The sequence below is a fragment of the Solihabitans fulvus genome (assembly GCF_008386585.1).
Taxonomy (GTDB): domain Bacteria; phylum Actinomycetota; class Actinomycetes; order Mycobacteriales; family Pseudonocardiaceae; genus Solihabitans; species Solihabitans fulvus.
This window is the reverse complement of sequence record NZ_VUOB01000067.1, coordinates 18,348-38,244: the sequence shown is the minus strand read 5'-3', so window position 1 is coordinate 38,244 and position 19,897 is coordinate 18,348. Positions and strand designations below refer to the sequence as shown.

General features: G+C 69.7%; 24 protein-coding genes and 1 pseudogene. 22 read left to right on the top strand and 3 right to left on the bottom strand.

Annotated features, from left to right (window positions below; translation table 11 throughout):
• Window positions 1-110: 110 nt before the first annotated feature.
• The 6 genes from F0L68_RS33405 to F0L68_RS33380 all read left to right on the top strand — a co-directional run bounded on the left by F0L68_RS33405 (window position 111) and on the right by F0L68_RS33380 (window position 6,151).
• Window positions 111-494: a TadE/TadG family type IV pilus assembly protein gene (locus tag F0L68_RS33405; protein ID WP_223199356.1), complete on the top strand. Its 384-nt coding sequence runs from the start codon at window positions 111-113 to the stop codon at window positions 492-494.
• Window positions 494-1,360, top strand: a complete 867-nt coding sequence (locus F0L68_RS33400; RefSeq protein ID WP_149853873.1) for a hypothetical protein — start codon at window positions 494-496, stop codon at window positions 1,358-1,360. The genes F0L68_RS33405 and F0L68_RS33400 overlap by 1 nt, the downstream gene beginning before the upstream one ends.
• Window positions 1,357-1,929 (top strand): TadE/TadG family type IV pilus assembly protein, encoded by a 573-nt coding sequence (locus F0L68_RS33395; protein WP_149853872.1) that lies wholly within the window; start codon window positions 1,357-1,359, stop codon window positions 1,927-1,929. Before F0L68_RS33400 ends, F0L68_RS33395 begins: the two co-directional genes overlap by 4 nt.
• Window positions 1,930-2,024: 95 nt before the next feature.
• Window positions 2,025-2,414, top strand: coding sequence for a hypothetical protein (locus F0L68_RS33390; RefSeq protein ID WP_149853871.1), 390 nt, complete (start codon window positions 2,025-2,027; stop codon window positions 2,412-2,414).
• 51 nt (window positions 2,415-2,465) lie between these two features.
• Entirely contained in the window at window positions 2,466-2,888 is a 423-nt protein-coding gene (locus F0L68_RS33385) for a hypothetical protein (protein WP_149853870.1), read from the top strand.
• Between the two features lie 203 nt (window positions 2,889-3,091).
• A complete protein-coding gene (locus tag F0L68_RS33380) occupies window positions 3,092-6,151 on the top strand; it encodes a BTAD domain-containing putative transcriptional regulator (protein ID WP_223199355.1) in 3,060 nt (1,019 codons plus the stop codon).
• Between the two features lie 89 nt (window positions 6,152-6,240).
• Here the strand turns inward: F0L68_RS33380 and F0L68_RS33375 are convergent, their stop codons facing one another.
• A complete protein-coding gene (locus F0L68_RS33375; RefSeq protein WP_149853868.1) occupies window positions 6,241-6,723 on the bottom strand; it encodes a winged helix-turn-helix transcriptional regulator in 483 nt (160 codons plus the stop codon).
• An 842-nt stretch (window positions 6,724-7,565) separates the two neighbouring features.
• Between F0L68_RS33375 and F0L68_RS42785 the strand changes: the two genes are divergently transcribed.
• The 13 genes from F0L68_RS42785 (at window position 7,566) to F0L68_RS33320 (ending at window position 15,464) form a co-directional block, all read left to right on the top strand.
• Window positions 7,566-7,730, top strand: a complete 165-nt coding sequence (locus F0L68_RS42785) for a hypothetical protein (RefSeq protein ID WP_188316959.1) — start codon at window positions 7,566-7,568, stop codon at window positions 7,728-7,730.
• A gap of 35 nt (window positions 7,731-7,765) precedes the next feature.
• Complete coding sequence (locus F0L68_RS44805; protein ID WP_306463208.1) at window positions 7,766-8,224, top strand: hypothetical protein; 459 nt, start codon at window positions 7,766-7,768, stop codon at window positions 8,222-8,224.
• Window positions 8,212-8,949, top strand: a complete 738-nt coding sequence (locus tag F0L68_RS44800) for an AAA family ATPase (RefSeq protein WP_306463207.1) — start codon at window positions 8,212-8,214, stop codon at window positions 8,947-8,949. The genes F0L68_RS44805 and F0L68_RS44800 overlap by 13 nt, the downstream gene beginning before the upstream one ends.
• A gap of 63 nt (window positions 8,950-9,012) precedes the next feature.
• Window positions 9,013-10,776, top strand: a complete 1,764-nt coding sequence (locus tag F0L68_RS33365; protein ID WP_149853867.1) for a vWA domain-containing protein — start codon at window positions 9,013-9,015, stop codon at window positions 10,774-10,776.
• 84 nt (window positions 10,777-10,860) lie between these two features.
• A complete protein-coding gene (locus tag F0L68_RS33360) occupies window positions 10,861-11,115 on the top strand; it encodes a hypothetical protein (protein ID WP_149853866.1) in 255 nt (84 codons plus the stop codon).
• On the top strand, window positions 11,115-11,636 hold the full coding sequence (locus tag F0L68_RS33355) for a hypothetical protein (protein ID WP_149853865.1): 522 nt from the start codon (window positions 11,115-11,117) through the stop codon (window positions 11,634-11,636). Before F0L68_RS33360 ends, F0L68_RS33355 begins: the two co-directional genes overlap by 1 nt.
• A 34-nt stretch (window positions 11,637-11,670) precedes the next feature.
• Window positions 11,671-12,117: a hypothetical protein gene (locus tag F0L68_RS33350; protein ID WP_149853864.1), complete on the top strand. Its 447-nt coding sequence runs from the start codon at window positions 11,671-11,673 to the stop codon at window positions 12,115-12,117.
• A 116-nt stretch (window positions 12,118-12,233) separates the two neighbouring features.
• Complete coding sequence (locus tag F0L68_RS33345) at window positions 12,234-12,884, top strand: hypothetical protein (protein WP_149853863.1); 651 nt, start codon at window positions 12,234-12,236, stop codon at window positions 12,882-12,884.
• 28 nt (window positions 12,885-12,912) lie between these two features.
• The gene (locus F0L68_RS33340; protein ID WP_149853862.1) at window positions 12,913-13,251 is read left to right on the top strand and encodes a hypothetical protein; all 339 of its coding nucleotides are present in this window, start codon (window positions 12,913-12,915) and stop codon (window positions 13,249-13,251) included.
• Between the two features lie 6 nt (window positions 13,252-13,257).
• Window positions 13,258-13,509 carry a hypothetical protein gene (locus tag F0L68_RS33335; RefSeq protein WP_223199354.1) on the top strand — a complete coding sequence of 84 codons (252 nt, stop codon included), beginning with the start codon at window positions 13,258-13,260 and terminating at the stop codon, window positions 13,507-13,509.
• A gap of 112 nt (window positions 13,510-13,621) precedes the next feature.
• Complete coding sequence (locus tag F0L68_RS33330) at window positions 13,622-13,951, top strand: hypothetical protein (protein WP_149853861.1); 330 nt, start codon at window positions 13,622-13,624, stop codon at window positions 13,949-13,951.
• Window positions 13,952-14,126: 175 nt separating this feature from the next.
• Window positions 14,127-14,480, top strand: a complete 354-nt coding sequence (locus F0L68_RS33325; RefSeq protein ID WP_223199353.1) for a hypothetical protein — start codon at window positions 14,127-14,129, stop codon at window positions 14,478-14,480.
• A gap of 690 nt (window positions 14,481-15,170) precedes the next feature.
• Window positions 15,171-15,464 (top strand): hypothetical protein, encoded by a 294-nt coding sequence (locus F0L68_RS33320; RefSeq protein WP_149853860.1) that lies wholly within the window; start codon window positions 15,171-15,173, stop codon window positions 15,462-15,464.
• A gap of 227 nt (window positions 15,465-15,691) precedes the next feature.
• Here F0L68_RS33320 and F0L68_RS33315 read toward each other — a convergent pair whose 3' ends face one another.
• Window positions 15,692-16,708, bottom strand: coding sequence for a ribonuclease E domain-containing protein (locus F0L68_RS33315; protein WP_149853859.1), 1,017 nt, complete (start codon window positions 16,706-16,708; stop codon window positions 15,692-15,694).
• 317 nt (window positions 16,709-17,025) lie between these two features.
• On the opposite strand from F0L68_RS33315, the gene F0L68_RS33310 reads away from it, so the two are divergent.
• Window positions 17,026-17,817, top strand: a complete 792-nt coding sequence (locus F0L68_RS33310) for a restriction system modified-DNA reader domain-containing protein (protein WP_149853858.1) — start codon at window positions 17,026-17,028, stop codon at window positions 17,815-17,817.
• Window positions 17,818-17,916: 99 nt separating this feature from the next.
• Complete coding sequence (locus tag F0L68_RS33305) at window positions 17,917-18,354, top strand: hypothetical protein (protein WP_149853857.1); 438 nt, start codon at window positions 17,917-17,919, stop codon at window positions 18,352-18,354.
• On the opposite strand, the pseudogene F0L68_RS33300 reads toward F0L68_RS33305, so the two are convergent.
• Window positions 18,323-18,760, bottom strand: a pseudogene (locus tag F0L68_RS33300) (C40 family peptidase); the annotation flags it as partial. The gene F0L68_RS33305 and the pseudogene F0L68_RS33300 sit on opposite strands and share 32 nt — an antisense overlap.
• Before the next feature lie 212 nt (window positions 18,761-18,972).
• Here F0L68_RS33300 and F0L68_RS33295 point away from each other — a divergent pair.
• Window positions 18,973-19,821 (top strand): DUF3626 domain-containing protein, encoded by an 849-nt coding sequence (locus F0L68_RS33295; RefSeq protein ID WP_188316958.1) that lies wholly within the window; start codon window positions 18,973-18,975, stop codon window positions 19,819-19,821.
• Window positions 19,822-19,897: the final 76 nt, after the last annotated feature.

The window sequence follows — 19,897 nt, the reverse complement described above, 5'->3', positions numbered from 1 at the left end:
CCCAACCCCGACTCGTGTTGGCACTCCGTCAACGGCAGCCACAGTACGCTCGGACGAAACTGGGTCTATCGCAGCATCGAGGATGCGGGCTGTCTGGGGCGAGGCGGGCCGTGTGCCGGGACCGGGGGTCGGTCAGCGCGGAGTTGGTGATCGCCACCCCGCTGCTGTTGCTGATGTTGCTGGCGATCGTGCAATTCGCCCTGTGGAGCCACGCCACCCACGTCGCCCAAGCCGCCGCCTCCCAAGGGCTCGCCGCCGCGCGAGCACAGAGCGGCACCGCGGCCGCGGGCGCCGCGAGCGCGCAGCGGATGCTCGACCAGCTCGCGCGGGGCCCGTTGACCGGGGCCAGCGTCAGCGCCGAACGCACCGCGACGTCGGCGTCGATCCGGATTTCGGGGACCGCCGCGTCGGTCATCCCGTTCCTGCGCCTGCCGGTGCACGCCGAGGCCGTCGGGCCGGTGGAGCGGTTCTTCGCCCTGGCAGGGAGGCCGTGATGACCGACTCGCCGACCAGTCGGGGCCGCGTCGAGCACGGGGTCGAGTGGGTGTTGTGGCGGCCTGGGCTGGACCTGGCCCTGGTTCGCCGCCAGGCCATCCGCGAGTCGGTGTCGGGCGAGACCGCACTGTACGGGGCGGTCGGGGTCGGGCTGGTCGGCTGGGGGTTGGTGGCCCTGCCGGCGATGTTGTGGCCGCTGTGGGCCGGGGGCGGCGCACTGGTGGCCTTCGCCGCTGTGTGGGCGCGGGTGGACTACCTGTGCTGGGGTCATGACCTGCGGCGCGGACGGTGGGAACGAGCGCGGGCCGATCGGGGGCACGGCGCGTTGTTCTTCCGCGAAGGCGACTTCGCTGGCCTGCCTGGACAGTGGCAACTGGTGGCGCGACGCGTCATCGAGTGTGTCGCGTCGCTGCACACCGGGCCGGCGGTGGGGTGGTTGGATCCTGAGCATCTTCGCGCCGCGCATCGGGTCGCGTGGGAAACCCTGGTGTGCCTGGACCGCAGCGCCCCGGCGCGCCTGATGGTGGAGCACCTCGACCGGACAGGCGAGTCACCCGAGGTCGTGGAGGCCACGCGCACCGAACTCGCCGCGCTCGACGAGTGCCTGCACGCGATCCTGCTGTGCCTGACGCGCACGGCCGAGCACGTCCTGGACCTGAACCGTCTGCTGGGCGACACCGCCGTCCCCGACACCGGGCGCTGCGACCGCGAACGCTGGCGCACCGAACTCGACGCCCTCCACCTGGACGCGACGGCACCGCCGGTGCAGACCGCTGCCGAGGTGCTGAGGGCGGTCGAGGCTCACGTCGCCGCTGCCCGCGACGTTCTCACGGCAGGGCTCTACCAGCGAGGTGCGTGTCCATGACCGCCAAGCAACACCTCGCCACCGCTCCAGGCCCGGCAGGCACGAACTCTGCGCGACGAGGAGGCAGTCCCGCCTCGCCCAGCGCCCGTCGTGTCTGGTCGCGCAAGGCCGCGGCGCGAGGGTGGTTGGCGTGGTGGCGCGCCGACCGCGGCTCCGTGGCGGCCGAGGTCACGCTGATGGCCCCGTTGCTGATCCTGTTGTTGGTGTTCGTGGCGGTGGTCATCCATCGGGGAGTCGACGCGCGGCTGCGCGTGAACGACGCCGCCCACCAAGCCGCCCGCGCGGCCAGCATCGAACGCAGCGGCCCGGCCGCGGTCACTGCGGCGCGGTCCGCCGCCGCCAGCGCCCTGGCAGCCGCCGGAGTCGCCTGCCAGTCGCTGGGGGTGGAGACCGCTACCGGCGGTCTGGTTCCTGGCGGGACGGTCACCGTCACCGTGTGGTGCACGGTCGACTTCAGCGACGCGCTCCTGCTCGGAGTCGCGGACCAGAAACGCTTGTCGGCCACCGCGAACGAACCCGTCGACACCTGGCGGTCGATCACGGTGAACACCGCCGGGGGCGGACGGTGAGCCGCCGGGGCCGTCATGCCCGCGCGAGGTGGTGGACACGATGCGAGCGGTGGTGGACACAGCGCCGGATTTGGTGGCGTGCGGACGAGGGTCGGGTGACCGCGTTCGTTGTGGTGCTCACCATCGGCATCCTCGCCCTGGCCGGGCTCACCCTCGACGGCGGCCTCGCGCTCGCCGCGAAGGTCCAAGCAGGCGGCCAAGCCGAGGCCGCCGCCCGCGCCGGCGCCCAAGCCATCGACCTGACCGCCTACCGCGCCACCGGCACTCTGCAACTCGTGCCTGCGCAGGCCGTCGCCGACGCCCAGAGCTACCTGGCCGGTGTCGGCGCGTCGGGCACGGTGACGGTGTCCGGGGACACCGTCACCGTCGCGGTCACCGCCGTCGAGCACACCCAACTGTTGGGCATGGTCGGCATCACCAGCTTGACCGTGCACGGACAGGGAAGCGCCCATCCGCAGCGCGGTGTGGCGAACATCGAGCCATGACCGCACCACCCGCCAGTACCCAATGCAGCACCTCCCAGGAAGGACCACCCGATGGCTACCGCTGAAGAGATCGAGCGCCGTGTCGAACAGGCCGATACCGCGCGCAGCGCGAAGAGGGCTGCCGCGGCGCAGCAGGTCGGCGCCCTCGCGCAGCGCCGGGCCGCCGTTGCCGAGCAACTGGCCGACCTCGACGAACAACTCGGTGACGTGCTTGCCGCCGCCGGTGACGTCATGGACCTCGACGAGTTGGCTGGGTTCACCGATGTCTCGGCCGCTGATCTCACCCGGTGGCTCACGGCCCGGAAACCGCACCGCGGCAAGCGCAAGCGGCCAGCCGCGACCATGAAGAGCGACACGAACCGAGCACCGTCCACAGCGAGGACACCGACGGCTCGCCCGGCATCCACGCAGCCCGCGCCCGCTCGTGCCGACGGTGCGGATACGCCAGTGCGTGTCCCGGCGGAGGTGGCGTGAGAACGCCCGACCGGCCGGGCAGGCCGCGTTACGTCAGTCCACAGCCACCCGGCCCGCGCGCACCCGAGATCCCTCGGGGTGGTGACCATCGGGCATAAGCCCTGTACTGCCAAGGAATCGAGCTAGCCGTGACCGCAACCTCACATCGATCTCGCCAACAACCCGCGAGGCAACCCGGTCCAGGTCGTCGCGCCTGGCGAGTGGTGGCCGGAACCATCTGGTTCCTCGGCAGGCTCCTGCGGGGTTTGATCGCCGCCGTCGTGCTGGCCGCGCTCGTGGTCGGGTTGCCGTGGGCGTTGGTGCGCTACGTCGGATGGCCGCTGCCGCACCACGTCCCGACCTGGCCGGAGCTGCAAGGTTTCCTGCTCGCTCCGATGAGCGTCACGTTCCTGCTGGACTTCCTGGCCTGCGCCTGTTGGATCGTGTGGTTTTTCTTCACCCTCGACGTGTTGCACTGCACGGTCGAGGTCGTGCGCGACGCGCGGTGGCCGGACCTGTCCGCTGCTGGCCCGATGCACTCTCTAGCGGGTGTGCTGGTCGGCGCGGTCCTGCTCTCGGTGCTGGGCAACAACCGCCCCGCGCCCGTCCCGAGCGGCCCGCCCTCGGGCGCGTTGGGCACCGGGTCTCCGGTCGTCGCGACCGCGCATGCCTGGCAGCACTCCGCGTTCCCGAGCACGTTCACCGTGCGGCAGGCGGTGTTCACGACCTCGGCCATGGACACCACCGTCACCGACGCAAGCACGCCAGCGGTATCGCCTCCGGTGTCGGTGATCGTGCGGGCGCCGGCCAACGGCGTGTACGACTCGTTGTGGCGGATCGCGCAGCGCACCCTGGGGGATGGCAACCGGTGGCCGGAAATCTGGCACGCCAACGAAGGCAAGTCGCAGCCCGGCGGCCGGACGTTCACCCAGCCCAGCCTGATCTACCCCGGACAGGAACTCTCCCTCCCCGCCACCGCGACCACGCCGCCCGCAGCACCGCCGGTGAGCGCGCCGCCACCGGCTCCCGACCCCACGTCCCCTCCACCGGCCACGTCACCGTCGCCCACGACCCCAACTTCGTCGGCCAGCTCGCTGCCGACGACTCCGGCACCGACGACCCAGCACGCGCCAGCGACGGGCACCGGCACGCCAACCTCGACTCGGGAACCGGGCTTCCGCTGGGAGCCGGACCTGTTCGTCGGCCTCGGGCTGGCCGCCGCGGTCAGCGCCGCGTTGGTGATCGCGCGCCGCCGCTACCGCGCCCGATACCAGCCCGGCAGCGGCGATCGCGACGACTTCCCGGTCGCGCCGGTGGTCTACCAACTGCGGCTGGCGCACCTCCGCGCCGAGCAGGACGACGACAGCGACCCCGACGACGACCTCGACAGCACACCGTCCCCACGCGGGGCCATTCCTGCGGTGCGGGTGATCGGCGCACCCGAGAACGGCTCCGACCAGGACCCCGCACTGGCCGCGCGGCTGGGGGTGCGTGACGGCCGGGAGATCGCGCTGAACCTCGCGGTCGCCCGCGGCCTCGGGCTCGTGGGCGCCGGTGGCCCAGCGGCGACGCGCGCGTTGCTGGTGACCGCCCTGAGCGTCAGCAACGCGCGCCAGGCGGGCGCGGCGGCCGGGACTGGGGTCCTCATCCCGGCCGAGGATCTCGTCCCGCTGCTGGGACGCGGGGCCGCTCACACGAGGTTGCCCGCCGCGCTGCCCGTGGCCGACAGCCTTGAGGCCGCGCTGGACGCGCTGGAGGCCGAGATCCTGGTCCGCGCGGGCGCCAGCCCCACGTCCACGGGCGAGCCCCGATCGTGGCCCACGCTGGTGCTGGCCACCACGGTGCCCGCCCACCAGCGTCCTCGGCTGCAAGCGGTCCTGGACAACGGCGCGCAGTTCGGGATCACCGGGCTGCTGCTGGGCCAGTGGCAACCCGGCGTCACCGCCTACATCCGCGCCGACGGCACCGTGTCGGCCACCAGCCCCGGCCTGGGCGAAGCCCTGCGCGGCAGCCAGATGTTCCGCCTCGGCGAGGATGACACCGCTGCCCTGCTGAAGCTGCTGCACCAAGCCGACCCCGAGCCCGCCGCCCCTGGCGAGGCGCTCGCCGCGCCGAGGCCACGACCGCGCGTCGCACCGCCGGCCACCCAGTCCGCCCCCGCGCCCACGAGGGTGGCTCCCGAGCGAGGCGACGACGTCGGCAGTGTGCTGCCGATCAGTGACACCGAACTGGAGGTCATCGCCAGGGCCGAGCCGCCGGTGGTGACCGACACCGAACTGGAGATCATCGGCCCGCGTCCCGTGCACACGCCCGGCGTCCGGCTCCGTCCCAGCCCGTCGCTCCCGGAGCCCGTCACAAGCCCGGAACCCAGCGGCAGGCCATCGACCACCGTTGGCGAGGTCGGCCAGGCGACCAGCGAGGGCTCGGCGGCGCCGGCCGCGGTCGGCGAGGCCGTCAGCGCCGACGGGTGGCCTGCGATGCCGGTGCGCGTCGATGTGCTCGGCGCCCCGAGGATGTTCTGGCGACCCGACACCGACATGAGGGACGCGCGGGAGATCACGGGGGTGTTCCAGCCACGCACCCGTGAATTGCTGGTGTTCCTGGCCTTGCACCCCGACGGCGCCAGCCGCGAGGCGCTGGTGGCGGCGTTGTGGTCGGACACGCCGCCGGAGCGCTCGACCAACTCGCTGAACACCGCCTTCTCTCGGCTTCGGCGCTCGGTGAGCGCCGCCACCGGCGGCGCACTGTCGGAGATCGTCGTGGCGGGGGAGAACCGCTACCGGCTGGACCCCGCACTCGTGGATGTCGACTTCTGGCACTTCGACGCCGCCGTGGCCGCGCGCCGGGGCGCCGGGACCGATCAGCGCCGGGTGGGTGCCTACCGGGCGATGGTGGACAGCTACGGCGGCACGCTGGCCGACGGCATGTCGACGGAGTGGATTGAGACCGCCCGTGAGGCGATCCGCCGCGACGCCATCGACGCCGTGGCCGCGCTGGCGCGCGCCCTGTTCGCCGATGACCCGCAGCAGACCCTCGACCTGCTGGAGATCGCCCGCGCGTTCGACCCGCACAACGAGGCCCTCTACCGCGACATCATGCGGCTGCAGGAACGCCTCGGACTGATCGACGCCATCCCTCGCACCCTGACCCTGCTGACTACCCGGTTGGCCGAGGTCGACAACCGGCCCACCGAGCACGCGATCGGGCTGGCCACCCGCCTACGGCAACGCCACGACGACAGGCCCTCCGCGCAGCCCAGAGCAGTCACCGGCGGATGGACGTGACCGCTCCGCGGCCCGGCGGGTGAACGAGATGGTCGCCGGGCAGGCCCGACGCCGTCATCTCGGGCCGGGCTCGGGGTGGTCGTTCCCTATCAGTCGTCTTCGTCTTCATCGTCGTCTTCGTCTTCGATATCGCCATCGCCGAGCTCGTCGATTCCGGTGAGCGTGCCCATGTCGCGACCGCGCTGCCGGCTGTACGCCCGAGCCTGCGCGATGAGTTCCGGGTGCGCCTCTATCCAGGCGAGAAGCGGCTTGGTCAACTCCAACGACTCCACCACTTCCGCCTTGACCGAGTAATAGACCCGAGGCGGAAAGGCTTCCGTGTCGCGCGTGCGCGTCACCAGACCCGCTTCGGTCAACTTTTTCACTGTGCGCGCCAGGTAGCTATCATGCAGGACGGCACGTTTATCCGACCACTCTTTGCCGATGGAATACGAGTTGATCGTGGAAAGAATGTCTTTGCGTCGCATCGGGCCGTTCGAGAGCACGACCAGGATGGCTGGCACCCACTTGTCCCCGAACAGGTACTTCAGGTCATCCAAACCCCGAAGAAGGTTCTCGTCCCTGGCTGTCATCGCACCTCCCCACGCACACCGCCCCGGCTCTCCCGCCGCGCCCGTCGCGCAGTCCTGCGGCGACACGCCCTCAGCGGCTGTCGCCTGCGCGGTCGCGCCTGGTCACCGCCATCGTGGTGCCAATCTCGGATTCCTCGTGTCGTGATGACGGAGATCTCCACGTTACGCCGAACGGATGAACCACCCCACCGTATTCCTACTCAAAGCGAAATCCGCCTCACTGTCACGACAAGTAGCCAATCTAAAGATCGTTTACACGCACGGTGACTTCCATTGGAGGTTCATACGGGGGATCATGATGGGGTTCATACGGGGGATCACGTTAGGGAACCACCCCCAGCGGCTCGTGAAGACGCAGGTCAGCGACCCCGTAGGGGGATCCGCTGGTATCCCAGACTCGCTTGACCACAAGCCGGAAGACACATCGGGGCGGGCTGGTTGGTCAGCGTCCCCCCATCCTCACCTGCCTCGCTTTCACTTCTTCTCTCACCTATTCAAAACTCCCCTTTCCTCATTCTATTATTTAATTGTTCCTCCTTCCTTTTCGTTACACCTCCGCTCCCGTCGTTGCCGCTCCCTTGTACGATGCCCGGCGCGCGGCCGGGTCGCTGACCTGCGCGAATCGTCGACGGGAATGACGGGAATTCCGACCGTACGGACGGCTTTCTATTCACCAACAATGACGGTGGCGCGTCCGCGCGAAAAGAGTCTTGTAAATGGGTGGCGGTTTCTATTGCGCGCGGCGCGGCGCGGAGTCATAATTGAATTGTCGCCGGGGGAACCGGAAACCACACCGAATACCACGCCCGGCGCGAGCTATGTCCGACGAATGGGAGCCGATCATGTGCTACGCCGACATCGCCACCGAATACGACGGCACGGTCACCGCGTTTTGCTATTGCGGGTGGGTCGAGTACGGGCACAACACGGAATCGGCCGACGCCGCCGCCTACGCCCACCAGAACGCGCCCGACGACATCGACGACGACGCGCCCGCCACCGCCTGACACCCGCGCACAAAGATCGGAAAGGACGCCGTGCGATGACCACGCCAGCCACGCCGACGACGACCGCCCCGGCGGCATCCGGCACGACCACCGCCCCGGCGGGCGGGCGGTTGCCCAACGGCGAACTGCGCCGACAGGTGGCGGAAGTCCTCGCCGCCCGCGCGGGCACGGAACTGACCCCGCGCGACATTTCCGCCGCGCTCGCCGGGCGGTCGTCGGGCGCGATCGGCAACGCGCTCGCCGCACTGACCGCCGGTGGCTACGCCGAACAGACCTCGACCAAACCGATCCGCTACCGATCGACCCCGACCACCGCCGACGCCGCCACCGCGCCCGTGGCGATCCCGTCCGGCACGCCCCGCCGCCCCCGCGCAACGCCGCCCGCCACCACGCCGCCGCCCGCCCCGTCGGCGGTTCCCACCGTGACCGGTCCGGTCACGCGCCCGAACGGGCAGCTCTACCACCCGCGCACGCTGTCCGGGTGCCGGACGTGACCGCGCTGCACAAATTGCGCGACGCCGGGGTCGCCGCCCTGATGTACGGACCACCCGGAACCGGGAAAACCTCGGTGATCGAAGCCGCGTTCGGTGACCTGATCACCATTCAGGGCGACGGGGACACCACGGTCGCCGACATCGTGGGCGAGTACACCCAAACGCCGGACGGGAAGTTCGTGTTCGTGCCCGGTCCGCTACCCCGCGCGATGCGCGAAGGTCGGACCCTGTTCATCGACGACGCCACCCTCATACCGCCGACCGTGCTCGCTGTGGTCTACCCCGCGATGGACGGACGCCACCAGATCATCATCAAGGCCAACGGCGGCGAAACCGTCGACGCCGCCCCCGGTTTCTACGTCGTGGCCGGACACAACCCCGGCGTGCACGGCGCGGTGCTGTCGGATGCGTTGGCGTCGCGGTTCTCGGTGCAGATCCAGGTGTCCACCGACTACGACCTCGCCGTGCAACTCAAGATCGACACGAAAGCCGTTGCGGTGGCGCGCAACCTGGCGACCCGGCAGGCAGGCGGCGAGATCAGGTGGGCACCACAATTGCGCGAGCTGTTGGCTTTTCAGAAGGTCGCCGACGTGTTGGGCGTCGACGCCGCCGCCGGGAACCTGATCGGCACCGCCCCGGAAGAGGACCGCGACATCGTGGCCACCGCCGTACGCACCGCCTTCGGCAAAGCCGTTGCCCCACTGGCACTCGGTGCCCAAATCTAGCCACCCGCCACCCGCCACCCGCCACCCGCCACCCGTTCGACCGTCCGGAAAGGACCGCCCGCCATGACCGCGCACACGATCACCGACCCCGCCGCCACCGGTTCGGCCGTGTTCCCCGCCGCCCCCGGATGGGACACTCTCTCGGCCGCGCTGACCGCCGAGGTCCCCGTGATCGCCGACCGCGACGACCTGCTGGTCAGCATCGCGCCCGGTGCCGGACACGGTGCCCCGGCGTGTTTCCTGCCTGCCACAGCCATGATCGAAGTCGACGGTGTCCACATGCCGGTCGACCCCGCCACCGCCCGCCCGCACCTGACCAGCGACCGCACACGCTACGCCCCGATGTGGGGCGCGATGACCCACGAATGCGGGCACAGCAAACACACCCGGTGGCACACGGGCGTACCCGCCGACACCGACCCCGAGGTCGTTGACGCCGCCCTGCTGTTGGAAGAGCCCCGGATCGAACGCGCACAGGTCCGCCGCCGCCCCGACGACCGGCACTGGTTGCGCGCGTGCGTGAAGACCATCGTCACGGGCGGGCTGACACTGGACGACCCCAAATTCCCGGCGAAAATGACCCCGCGCGACGCCGCCCACACCGCCGCCCTGTTTTTGGGACGCACCGACGGCGGCATCCTCACCCGAGCCGAAACCGCCCCGGTCGCGCGTGCCGTGGAAACCGTGCTCGGCGAGGAGAAACTCGCCCGACTGCGCGCGGTGTGGCGCGCGGCGTTCCGGGTCGCCGACGACGACACCGACGCCATGCTCGACCTCGGCCGTCAGTGGTGCGCGATCATCGGACCCGACCCCGACACCACCCCGCCGCACCTGTCCGACCCCGACGCCGACACCGACGACCCCACCGCCACGCCCGCCCCGTCCCCGTTGGCGGACGCGATCGGCAAGACGCTGGGCAAGGTCGCGCGGGCGGTCGCGCGGGCAAAGCTGCCCGAGGACCCCGCCGAGATCGCCGCCCGGAAGAAGGCCGCCACCGACGCCGCCCGCGCGAAGGCGGACAAGGCCGCCGAGAAGGTGTTCGACACCGCGCCCGGTAGTTCCGGTGACGGCGACACGGAAACAACCGGCACCCGCCCGCCAACCACCGCCGAACGGACCGCCGCGCGTGTGCTGTCGCGCGCGTTGACCACCGCCGGGGTCCGTGAGCGGGTCGTCACGAAGTCGACCTCGCCGATCCCGCCCGGACGGTTGCGGATGCGGGGCGCGGTGCAACGGGAAGCGCAACGCGCCGCCGGGGCCATTCCCACCGCCGAACCGTTCACCCGCACCACCCGCACCCCGGTGCCCACCCCGCCACTGCGGTTGGGCATCGCGTGCGACGTGTCCGGGTCGATGGGTGCCTTCGCGGGTCCGGTCGCCTCGACAGCGTGGATCATGGCCAACGCCGCCGCGCAGACCTCGATCCCCGCCGACACCGCCACCGTGATCTTCGGCGCGCATGTCCGCCCGATCACCCGCCCCGGCACCACCCCCAAAGCCGTGACCGAGTTCGCCGCGAACGACGACTGGGAAGCCGTCGACACCGCGATCGACGCCCTCGACGGCGCGCTCGGGCTGTCCCAACCCGGTGCCGCGCGGCTGCTGGTGATCGTGTCCGACGGGTTCGTACCCGACCTGGTGCGGCGCAACGCCCAGCGGCTGGTCGATCGGTTGCGGGCCACCGGATGCGCGGTGTTGTGGCTCGCCCCGCACGGCTACAGCGAACCGCTGACCGGGGCGACCATGCACGTGATGACCGACCCCACCGCCACCGCGCAGGCCATCGGTCGCGCCGCCACCGCCGCCCTGCGCGCCGCCACCCACTGAACCGCCCGGTTGGGGGCGGGATTCTCGCCCCCAACCCCCAAGAAACCGGCCACCACTCGACCGAACACACCAGAGGTGATCACCATGTACGGCAACCACATCGCGACCGTGGGCGAGCTGACCGCCGCACTCGGCCGCTACGACCCCGCCACCCCCGTCCGGTTCGCCACGCAACCCCACTACCCGCTGGAGCACACCCTCGGACAGGTCGCGTGCACCCCGGACGACGCCACGCACAACGGCACCCCGCCCACCGACCCGCCCGTGGTGTGGCTCGCCGTCGGCGAGCAGGTCGGTTACCTGCCCGCACCCGCCGCCGACGCGTTGGGGTGGTCGTGATGACCACCACCGCGCCCGGACTCTCCGAGCGTGCCGTGCGCGCCGCCCACGCCCACCGCACCGCCGACCCCGACGGGTTCAGCCGCCGCCACGACCCCGACCAGTGGAACCGGTGGGCACGCCGCGCCCGCGTCGCCCGCACCATCGCCGCCGCCCTGCAGGTCAGTGTCGACACCGTGCTGGTCACCGACGACCCGCACCACCAGTACCCCACCCGCACCGGACCGGTCCCCGGAGACCTGATCACCGTCACCGACCCGGTAACCGGACGCGCGTGGCGGTTCATCCCCGACTTCACCACCCCCGGCGACGGATGGCTACTCCTGGACCAGTGCCCCGACTGCGCGACCGAAGTCCCCCTCACCCGCATCGCCACCCTGAGCGACCTCGGCGACTACCTCGACCCCGACGGCGACGCCCCCATCGCCGACGAGGCCCGCGACGACTCGAACCACCAGCCAGACTGCGCCCTCGTCCTACCCACCCTGGGACAACTGACGACCTCGAACCCAGAGACCTGACCTCAACGACGCACGAACCACACGGGAGATACCGATGCTCATCGAACAAGACTGGAGCCCCGGCGTGTGGATCGACGGAGAACCGTTCACCACCGCCGACACCACCGACGCCTTCGGGGCCTTCGCCCACCACGTCCACGACGACCTGCTCGCCGCGCGCGCCGCCGGACGCATCCCGGCACACGTGCAGGCCACGATCAGCGCCTCCACCATCACACCACTGTTCGGCGACACCCCGCCCGTGCTGCTGTTGCACATCCGGTTCACCGGACTCCCCGAACCTCAGCACGCCCCCGCGCGAGACGAGGTCACCACCGAAGCCTTCACGAGCCTCGACCGTCGCGGTGCCCAACACCTCACGCCCGACCAACTCGGCCAGTACACCGGTGGCCTGTTCTTCGTCGACGAGCACGACCAGCCACAGGCCAACCGGGGACACAAGCTCCACCGTGACACCCCCGCCACGCCGAGGTCGGACTGAACACCCCTCCCAGGATCTCCCATTCCGCGCCACGCATACGCATCGGAGGATTCCGGCACCAGCGACGCGCCCGTCATGCCCACCACTTCGTACCACCCGAAGGAGGACATACCACAATGGACTCGATTGTTCTCGGCACTGGAATACTGCGCTGGCAACGATACGAACGCCAGACCGACCGCTACGGCACCGTCAACCTCGACCGCGCACCCTACGGCGAATCCGTCGACCTCACACCCTTTGACACCGCTCCGGTCGGCACGCGCGGCCGGTTGGTGGCCGTCATCGTGGATACCCGCCGCTCGCCCCATTGCGGCGACCTGGCGCGCGGTATCACCCCGACCACCCCACAAGCCGGTGAGGAGATCACCCTGGGCACAGGCACCCTGTTCGTCCAGGAATTCGACCACGGCAGCACCGAGATCGGTCTCGCGCCCGACGACGACCGCTACGAGGACTGGCTGGACCCGCAGGCGCTGTATCGCTGCCACAGCCAGACCGTCCGATTGGAACTGCGGTCAGACGAGTCGGTGCCGGTGCGACCGTTCACCGTGCTCGACGCCGTGAGTGCGTTACCGGCCCCCACCTACGGCCACGACGCCGAACACCGCATCGACCCCGGACGGCATCGCGCGATGCCTACCTCATCGAGCACCCCACGACAGCGTCACCTTCGTCAAGTTCCACCGCGACCAGTGCCCGTTGGTCACCAGCTCGGGCAACTCAGGACTGCGGCGTGCTCCTTCAATCCTCCACACCGGGCATAAAGAACCGTACGCACAGGGAGAGATCACCATGACTCACCATGTACCCGAGACCGTGGTCCGTCGCTTCACCGACAACAGCTGCGCGGTGACCACGGTCGTCGCCGATCCCGCCGACGCGCAACAGGTGTTGTACGGCACCGTCACCCGTGACGGCGTGCTCGTCGGCAGCTACTACTGCGCCGACCGCGTCCGCCAGACCGACTGGCGCATCGTCACCGCCGACGGCGACCACCTCACTCTCGACGACCGACCCGTGAATCCCGTCTCCGAGCCCGCCGCCGTCCTCGTGCTGACCACCGTCCTCACCGGACACGACCAACGCGAGATCCAACAGCAACTCCGAGACGCCACTCGCCCTCCGCCGTGACCGGCGATGTCCACCACCGCCGACTTCTACGACGGGCGCGGACCCCACGCGGTGTGGCTGGGCTCGCTCCAAGGCAACGCCGACCCCGAAACGGTGTGCGGCATCGGATGCGGGCGGCTGGTACTGACCGCGACAGACCCATTCACCTACGCCGTGGCCGACCTGCTCGACGTGTGGGACGACGAGGACCTCGGACACGGCTTCCGCCCCGAGGCGGGGTGGCCGTGGTTGTGGCCCGACAGTCGGGAAACCGACTGAGTGTTCAGCTTCGTCCACGGTCGGGTGTGGATCACGACCGGCCGCGCGTGGCTGCCCGCCGGGACCCCGGTCGAGCACTAGAACTCACAGAACAAGCCACGGGAGGAAAGTCATGGCTGGGGACAGCGAACAGAGTGTGCAGAACAAGACCTTCGACGGTCTGGCCGCCGTCAGGGAACGGTGCCCGGACTGCGACGTCGCCATCGGCGAGGAGCACACCGACGGGTGCGATGTCGCGCGTTGCGTGGTCAACGGACGGCAGCAGCTGGGCTGCGAGGCGAACCATGACTGCGGTGGGGACGTGTGGAGCGGCTGGTGGCCCGGCGAGGTCGACTGCCAGCGACTCGGCTGGATGATCGGTCCCGGTTTGCCTGACCTCAACCGCCTCTACACCGAGGCCGTGTGGGATTCCCAGAAGCGCCAGTGGGTGAAACCCACATGAACCCGTGTCTTTCCTCGCCATACGGAGACTCCCGCGACCGGCGCCCTCGACGAGGGGCGCCGGCCGGCCGTCTTCCGTCGATGAACAACCCCACGCCCGCCTGTGGCTTCGACAATGCCCCAGGGCGACGAGTTCCACCCGGGGCACCGGACCGCAGTCCCGCGACCGAGAATGAGTGGAGGACACCATGAGCGAGGACAGTGCATCGGAGACGCGAGACAAGGTCGTCCGGCTCCTTGACTACGAGGCGACGTGCCCGGACTGTGGTGTGTCTGTCGGCGAGGAGCACAAGTTCGATCCTGACGACGGTGGATGCGACATCGCGATCTGCATCATGACCGGCTTGCAGCGGCTGATGTGCGACCTCGACCACGACTGCGGCCGAGAAAAGTGGACCGGCTGGCGACCGGGCCTGACCGAGTGCGAGGAGTTCGGCTGGCTACTCGCGCCGGGCTGGCCCGACATTCCTCGTCTCTACACCGAGGCGGTGTGGGATCCCCAGAAGTGCCGGTGGGTGAAGCCCACCTAACCCACGTCGCCCTTGCCGTTCCCGGCAGGTTCCACATCCAGCGCCCCCTCGATGTGCCCGCCAGGCGGCCTTCGCTCTCGATGAGCACCTCGGATCCGTTGGAGGTTTTCCAGCCATGGCTCGCGAACATGCCGACTTCTATCGGAGTACCGGACCGGATTCCCGCTGGCTGGGCTCGCTGGCCGAGATCAGCGGCCCGCCCAGGTAGCGCGCCTGGACGCGCGAGCTGGTCACTGCGGGACCACGGGCGTGCTGTCCGCTCTCGATCCGGACACCTACGAGACGGCCATCGCCGCGCTACTCGACACCACCACCACCGCGACACGGAGGCCGGCTTCGTCGCGGTCCCTGGTCTCAGCGAGGATCTGGGCTGGCCGTGGCTCGCGGCCACCAGCGCTCGGTGGTTCCCGTACGCCTTCACCGACCGAGGTGTCCGCGCCTCGGTGCGCGGCGGCCCCTGGTTCACCCCCGACCTCGACCACCTCCCCGACTACGGTGCCACGACCGGGACCGGCCCGGACGCCGAGCTACCCACGATAGGCGACACCGCGCCGAAGACCGCGACCTTCACCTGGAAAGGCTTTCGCGGCCTCCCGATTCCGATCACGCAGACCCTGCCGCCCGTGCCGCAGACCTACCTCACCCACCGCGGCGAGGTCGCCCTCGTCGGGGGCCGGCGCCGCGGAGCTCGTGCTCGGCCGGCGCTGGCCTCTCACGGACCTCAACCGGGCCGCAATCCACAAGGTCACCCTTAGCCTGCTGGCGCCTGGCCCCGCACCGAACCTCTACGAACTGCCAGAGAACGCGCCGTTCGCCTACGAGCGCGTGGTGGCCGCCTTCGCCTTCCTCGTCGACGCCGACTGCTACGCCGAGGGCAACAACCCCGAACTCGGCCACGAGCTGCTGGCCTCGGCCGCGTCGGTCGCCGCCCAGGCCGTGACCGCTCACCGCACTCACGAGCCATACCCGTGGCCACCGCGCTGACCACCTGGAACGAAAGGCTTCGTCATGGGCTTCACCGGATCACTCATCCTCGCCCGCACCCCGGTGCCGCTGGCTGACCTTCGTCCCGGCCCTAGTCGGGCGGCGATGCGGAATCATCCCGCCATATTGGGCGATCGTGTCGAGTCAGTGATCAAGCAGACGGGAATGTGGTTGTGTCCCCACGGCGTCACCGTGGGGACACAACCACATTTCGGGCGCGGGCTCGGTTAGTTCGTCGGTGCGGGTGCAGTCGTCTCCGCTGGGGCGAGCGCGAAACGCCTCGGCTTGTCCTGGGTCTTCACCGCGACGCCGTCCTCGACGAGCTTGTCCAGCGCGTTGCTCACCGCACCCGAGGACTTCCCGGCCAGCTCCTTGGCGATCGCGGTCGGACCGAACTCCTGACCGGGGTGGTCGCGCATGAAGTCCTCGACCATCCCGCGCAGTGCGCCCGGTGCCAACCGCTCCTTGTCGTTCCCCTTGCCGCCCGTCGCGGTGTCGGCGGCGGTCTCCGCGCCATCGTCTGCGGCGTCGGTCTGCTCAGCGGCGACGGGCTCGGCCTGCGCCGGGTCGGTCTCCTCGGTCTCGTTGTCTGCGGCGTTGGTCGTTTCGGTGTTCACCGGTGGGGTGTTGTCGTTCTCGGTGGGCGTGATGGCAGCGGCCTCATCCGGGCTGTCCAGGGCGGCCTGCGCGTTTTCCGCCGAGTGAACGTCCTCGGCTGGGGTGAGGTCACCCTGGTCGACCGATTCGGCGTCGACCGGTTCTGCGACGGTGGTGTGGGTGGCGTCCTTCTTAGCGGGCGGAGTGGCGGCCTCGGCCTCGTCCGGGGCGACCGGGCTGTCCTGGGTCGTGCCTGCCGAGTCGATATCCTCTGCCGGGACGGCGCTACCCTGGTCGACCGGTTCGGCGCCGATTTCGGTGATGGCCCACAGGTCGGCGGCGCGCCGACCGCCCTCACCGAATCCGACGCGCGTGACGGTGCGGGTGACGCTGCCCTCGGCCGCCCACTTGACGAGGATCTTCTGCGCAGTCGACTTCCCGATCTTCGCCGCTGCCGACAGGTCGGCGGCGGTGCTGTTCGGGTTGGCGTGCAACGCCTCCCACAGCTTGTCCTCGGTGTCGGTGCGGACCTTCGCGGCGGTGTCCTGGTCGGGAACCGACCGCAGCGTGCTGCCGGAACCGGTCGTGCCGGTGGTGGTGGTGGTGGTGGTGGTGGTGGTTTTGCGGGTGCGGGTCTTGCTGGACATGACGTCCCTCGATTCGCGGTTCGTGATCGGTGGTGTGGTCATGCCCCGGCCGGAGCGGATGTGGCCCCCGGTGCGCTACCGGCGTGTGCGGGCTACATCACTATGGACGCTTCCTGCAGCCCAAGAAGTCAAGCGCCGTCGGCAAACACGACGACCGTCTCATGTGGAACGTGCCGTAGAGCTGGGAATTATTACGCCACACGGGTCCACCTCAACGCCGACGGGCACAACACCGTTGACAAACCCCGACGCACGAAGCGTGCATACAGGTCGGCCAATTGGCCACGACAACCGCGAGCCCGAAGGGACGCATCAACATGCCGACCGATGACGTCACACCACAGACACCCGAAACGGCTCCTGACTGGGCCATAGACCGATCGCGAACCGAATCCACACCCGAACACACCACCGCACCCACCGGGCCGTCACAGCCGCAACACGAGGCGTCGGCACGGGAATGGCAGGGACTGCCGCCCGATGCCCTGATTCTCGCCCCGGTGTCGGCCACCGCCACACCGATGCGGTCCCCGGACGGCGTGTGGGGGATGCTCGTGCTGGCCGTGGACATCATCGGCGACACCGACCCCGATCGCGCGGGCGAGGTGGCCCTGTTCGCCGGACAATGGGTCGCTGACCAGCCCTCGGCCGACGACCAGTACGACGGGGATCTCGTCGTACGCCTGACTCACCCGACCGATCTGACCTACCCGTCGCCCCGTGACCACGCAGTCGATGTCGAGATGCTGCTGGCCCACCAGGGCCGGTGGCGGCGAGTCGGCCAGTGGTTCGGTGTCGACGACCGCTGGCCGCTCATCGTCGCGCCGACTGCCGCCACCGTGATGGGGCTGCACTGCGATCTCAACGAGGCGATCGCGGGGTTCGAGGCGACGCTGCCGCCCGACGTCGGGGCGGGTGGCGAGTTGGGGGCGCGGATTCGAGAAGACGGAACGGTCGTCCTCACTGACGGGCGAGTGTATGCGACCCCGTCCGGTGCTGCCACCGCCCTGAGCGGCTACCCGCAAAACGGGTGGGCGGTGCTCAGGACGTCCGACGGACGGACCTTGGACGAGTTGCGTGCCGAGCTGCGCGCACGGCGCGGGAACTGACTCCGCGCAGACCGTTTCCTCCTTCGTTCACACCGGGTTGTGCCGCGCGGCGATCGCGTCGCCGTGCGGCACAACCCGGCCACCCGGAAGGGATCGGCCATGACTTACATGAAGTCCACAGTGGATTGTTCTGTCCTGTGGGGCGCACGAGCCGGGGTCGGCCCCGGCTACACCTTGGAGGCCGCCGCCGTCAGGCTCATCGAGGACATCGCCGAGTTGCGTGAGGAGGGCGGCATCCCGCAACACGTGCGCACCGCCATCGGGATCTTGCCGCAGCAGCGGGTGTTGGAGATCCGGGTCCAGGGCCTGTCGGTCGAGGCCGACCCCGACCGCATCACCATCCGCGAGGTGACCACCGCGCTGTTCGAGTTGGCCAGCTACCACAACATCGTGGTCCTCGACGGCGTGACGCCGCCGCTGTTCACCCAGCGCATCCTGCTCCTCGACTCCGACGGCAGCCCTTTCAGTGCTATGGTGGGTACGGCCGTCGGCGATGTGGAACCCGTTACGGGGCAACCGAACCAGCCGGGCGCGTAGCTCCAGCGTAGTCGTCTCCCTTGTACCGGTAGGGCTGGATTTTCACGACCTGCCCGAAATCCGGCGCGTCGATCATCATCCCGTCACCGATGTAGAGCCCCACGTGGTGGATGTTAACACTGGCGTTGCCGTAGAATACGAGATCACCGGGCAGAAGGGGCTGCCCGTCGGGCACGCGCGGCCCCGCCCGGAACTGCGCATCCGCCGTGCGGGATAGCGTGAGACCGGCCGCCTTGTAGGCTGCCGAGGCGAGCCCGGAGCAGTCAAAGCCGCCGTCGGTCCCGCCATTTCCTCCCCACACATACGGCAAGCCTCTTTGCCCACAGGCATAGTTGATGGCGGTCAACGCAACCGAGTTGGTAGCTTGGATGGCGTTGCATTCGCCCGCGCCTACCGACGCGGCGGCATCCGAGTACTTGTCAACCGAAGCCGAATTTTTCAGTGGCGTGGTGCGCTGAGCGGGGACTGAAATGTTGGCATGCGGCTTGAAGGAGCTGCAGCAGGCGCGGTGAACATTTCAGTGCGGTGATCTCAGCAAGAGGTCTACGGGAGCGCAGGGCAGTGGGTGAGCGTCAGAATTCCGTCGCTGCCGTCATCGCGATCGTGGATACTGCGGCCATGCGGCATCTGGCGGAACGGGCCATCGCCCACGTGACGTCGCTGGCGACGGGCGAGCCGGTGGATCCGTCGGTGCGGGTGACGCTGCACTTCCACCCTGATCGACTCGTGGCCGGGACGCCGATCCTGGAGCTCATGGCCGGTGACGGTGTGTACCGCTCGCAGTTCGAGACCGGGACCAGCAACGGGGGCCTGACCGCACACCCGGGCGGTGACCGCTGGCGATGGGAGAGCCGGATCTTCGCCGGGACCTACGATGACGCGCCGGCGACAGAACGGCCGAAGTACGGATCGCTCAACTTCCGCCGCCGCCTGGTGGGCGGCTCACCGCGCTTCGGCTCGGCCTACCTGCGCCTGGCCGATCACACCCTGGCCGGTGCCACGTTCTGTTATCCGGATAGCGCACTCGGGCCCCAGCACTTCGGTGTGGCGTCGAGACTGTCGACGCTGATCGCGTTGGCCGAGGCCGACGATAAAGACGCGCTCGACGATTACATCGAAGCCCATGTGCACGGTGTGGTCGACCTCCGCCGTGACGTCGAAGCGCTGGTCCTCGACCCCTGCTACCGAGGCACCCCGACCGAGACCGCGGCCCGGCGGTTGGCCTGCCCGATCGAATGGCACGGCGGGTTCACCCTGACCACGGCCGAGCTGCGCCGACACCCCGAGTACCGCGGGCCCGAGTTCGTGCGCCTCGGCGTATCTCTCGCCCGCGACGGCCGTCTCGATCCGCGCGTCATCGGCGACGCGTCCCGCACCGGTCACCACGACGAGCAGGCCCTCAAACGGGTCTGGCACTACGTGGCCAGGTTCGGCGCCCCGGAGATGCGGGCGCGACGAATACCCTGATGATGTCTGCGATACGCCTACTGGCACCTCTCAGTGAGGTGACCTCACCAAGATTCTGGTGTTGAGCAACGAGGGA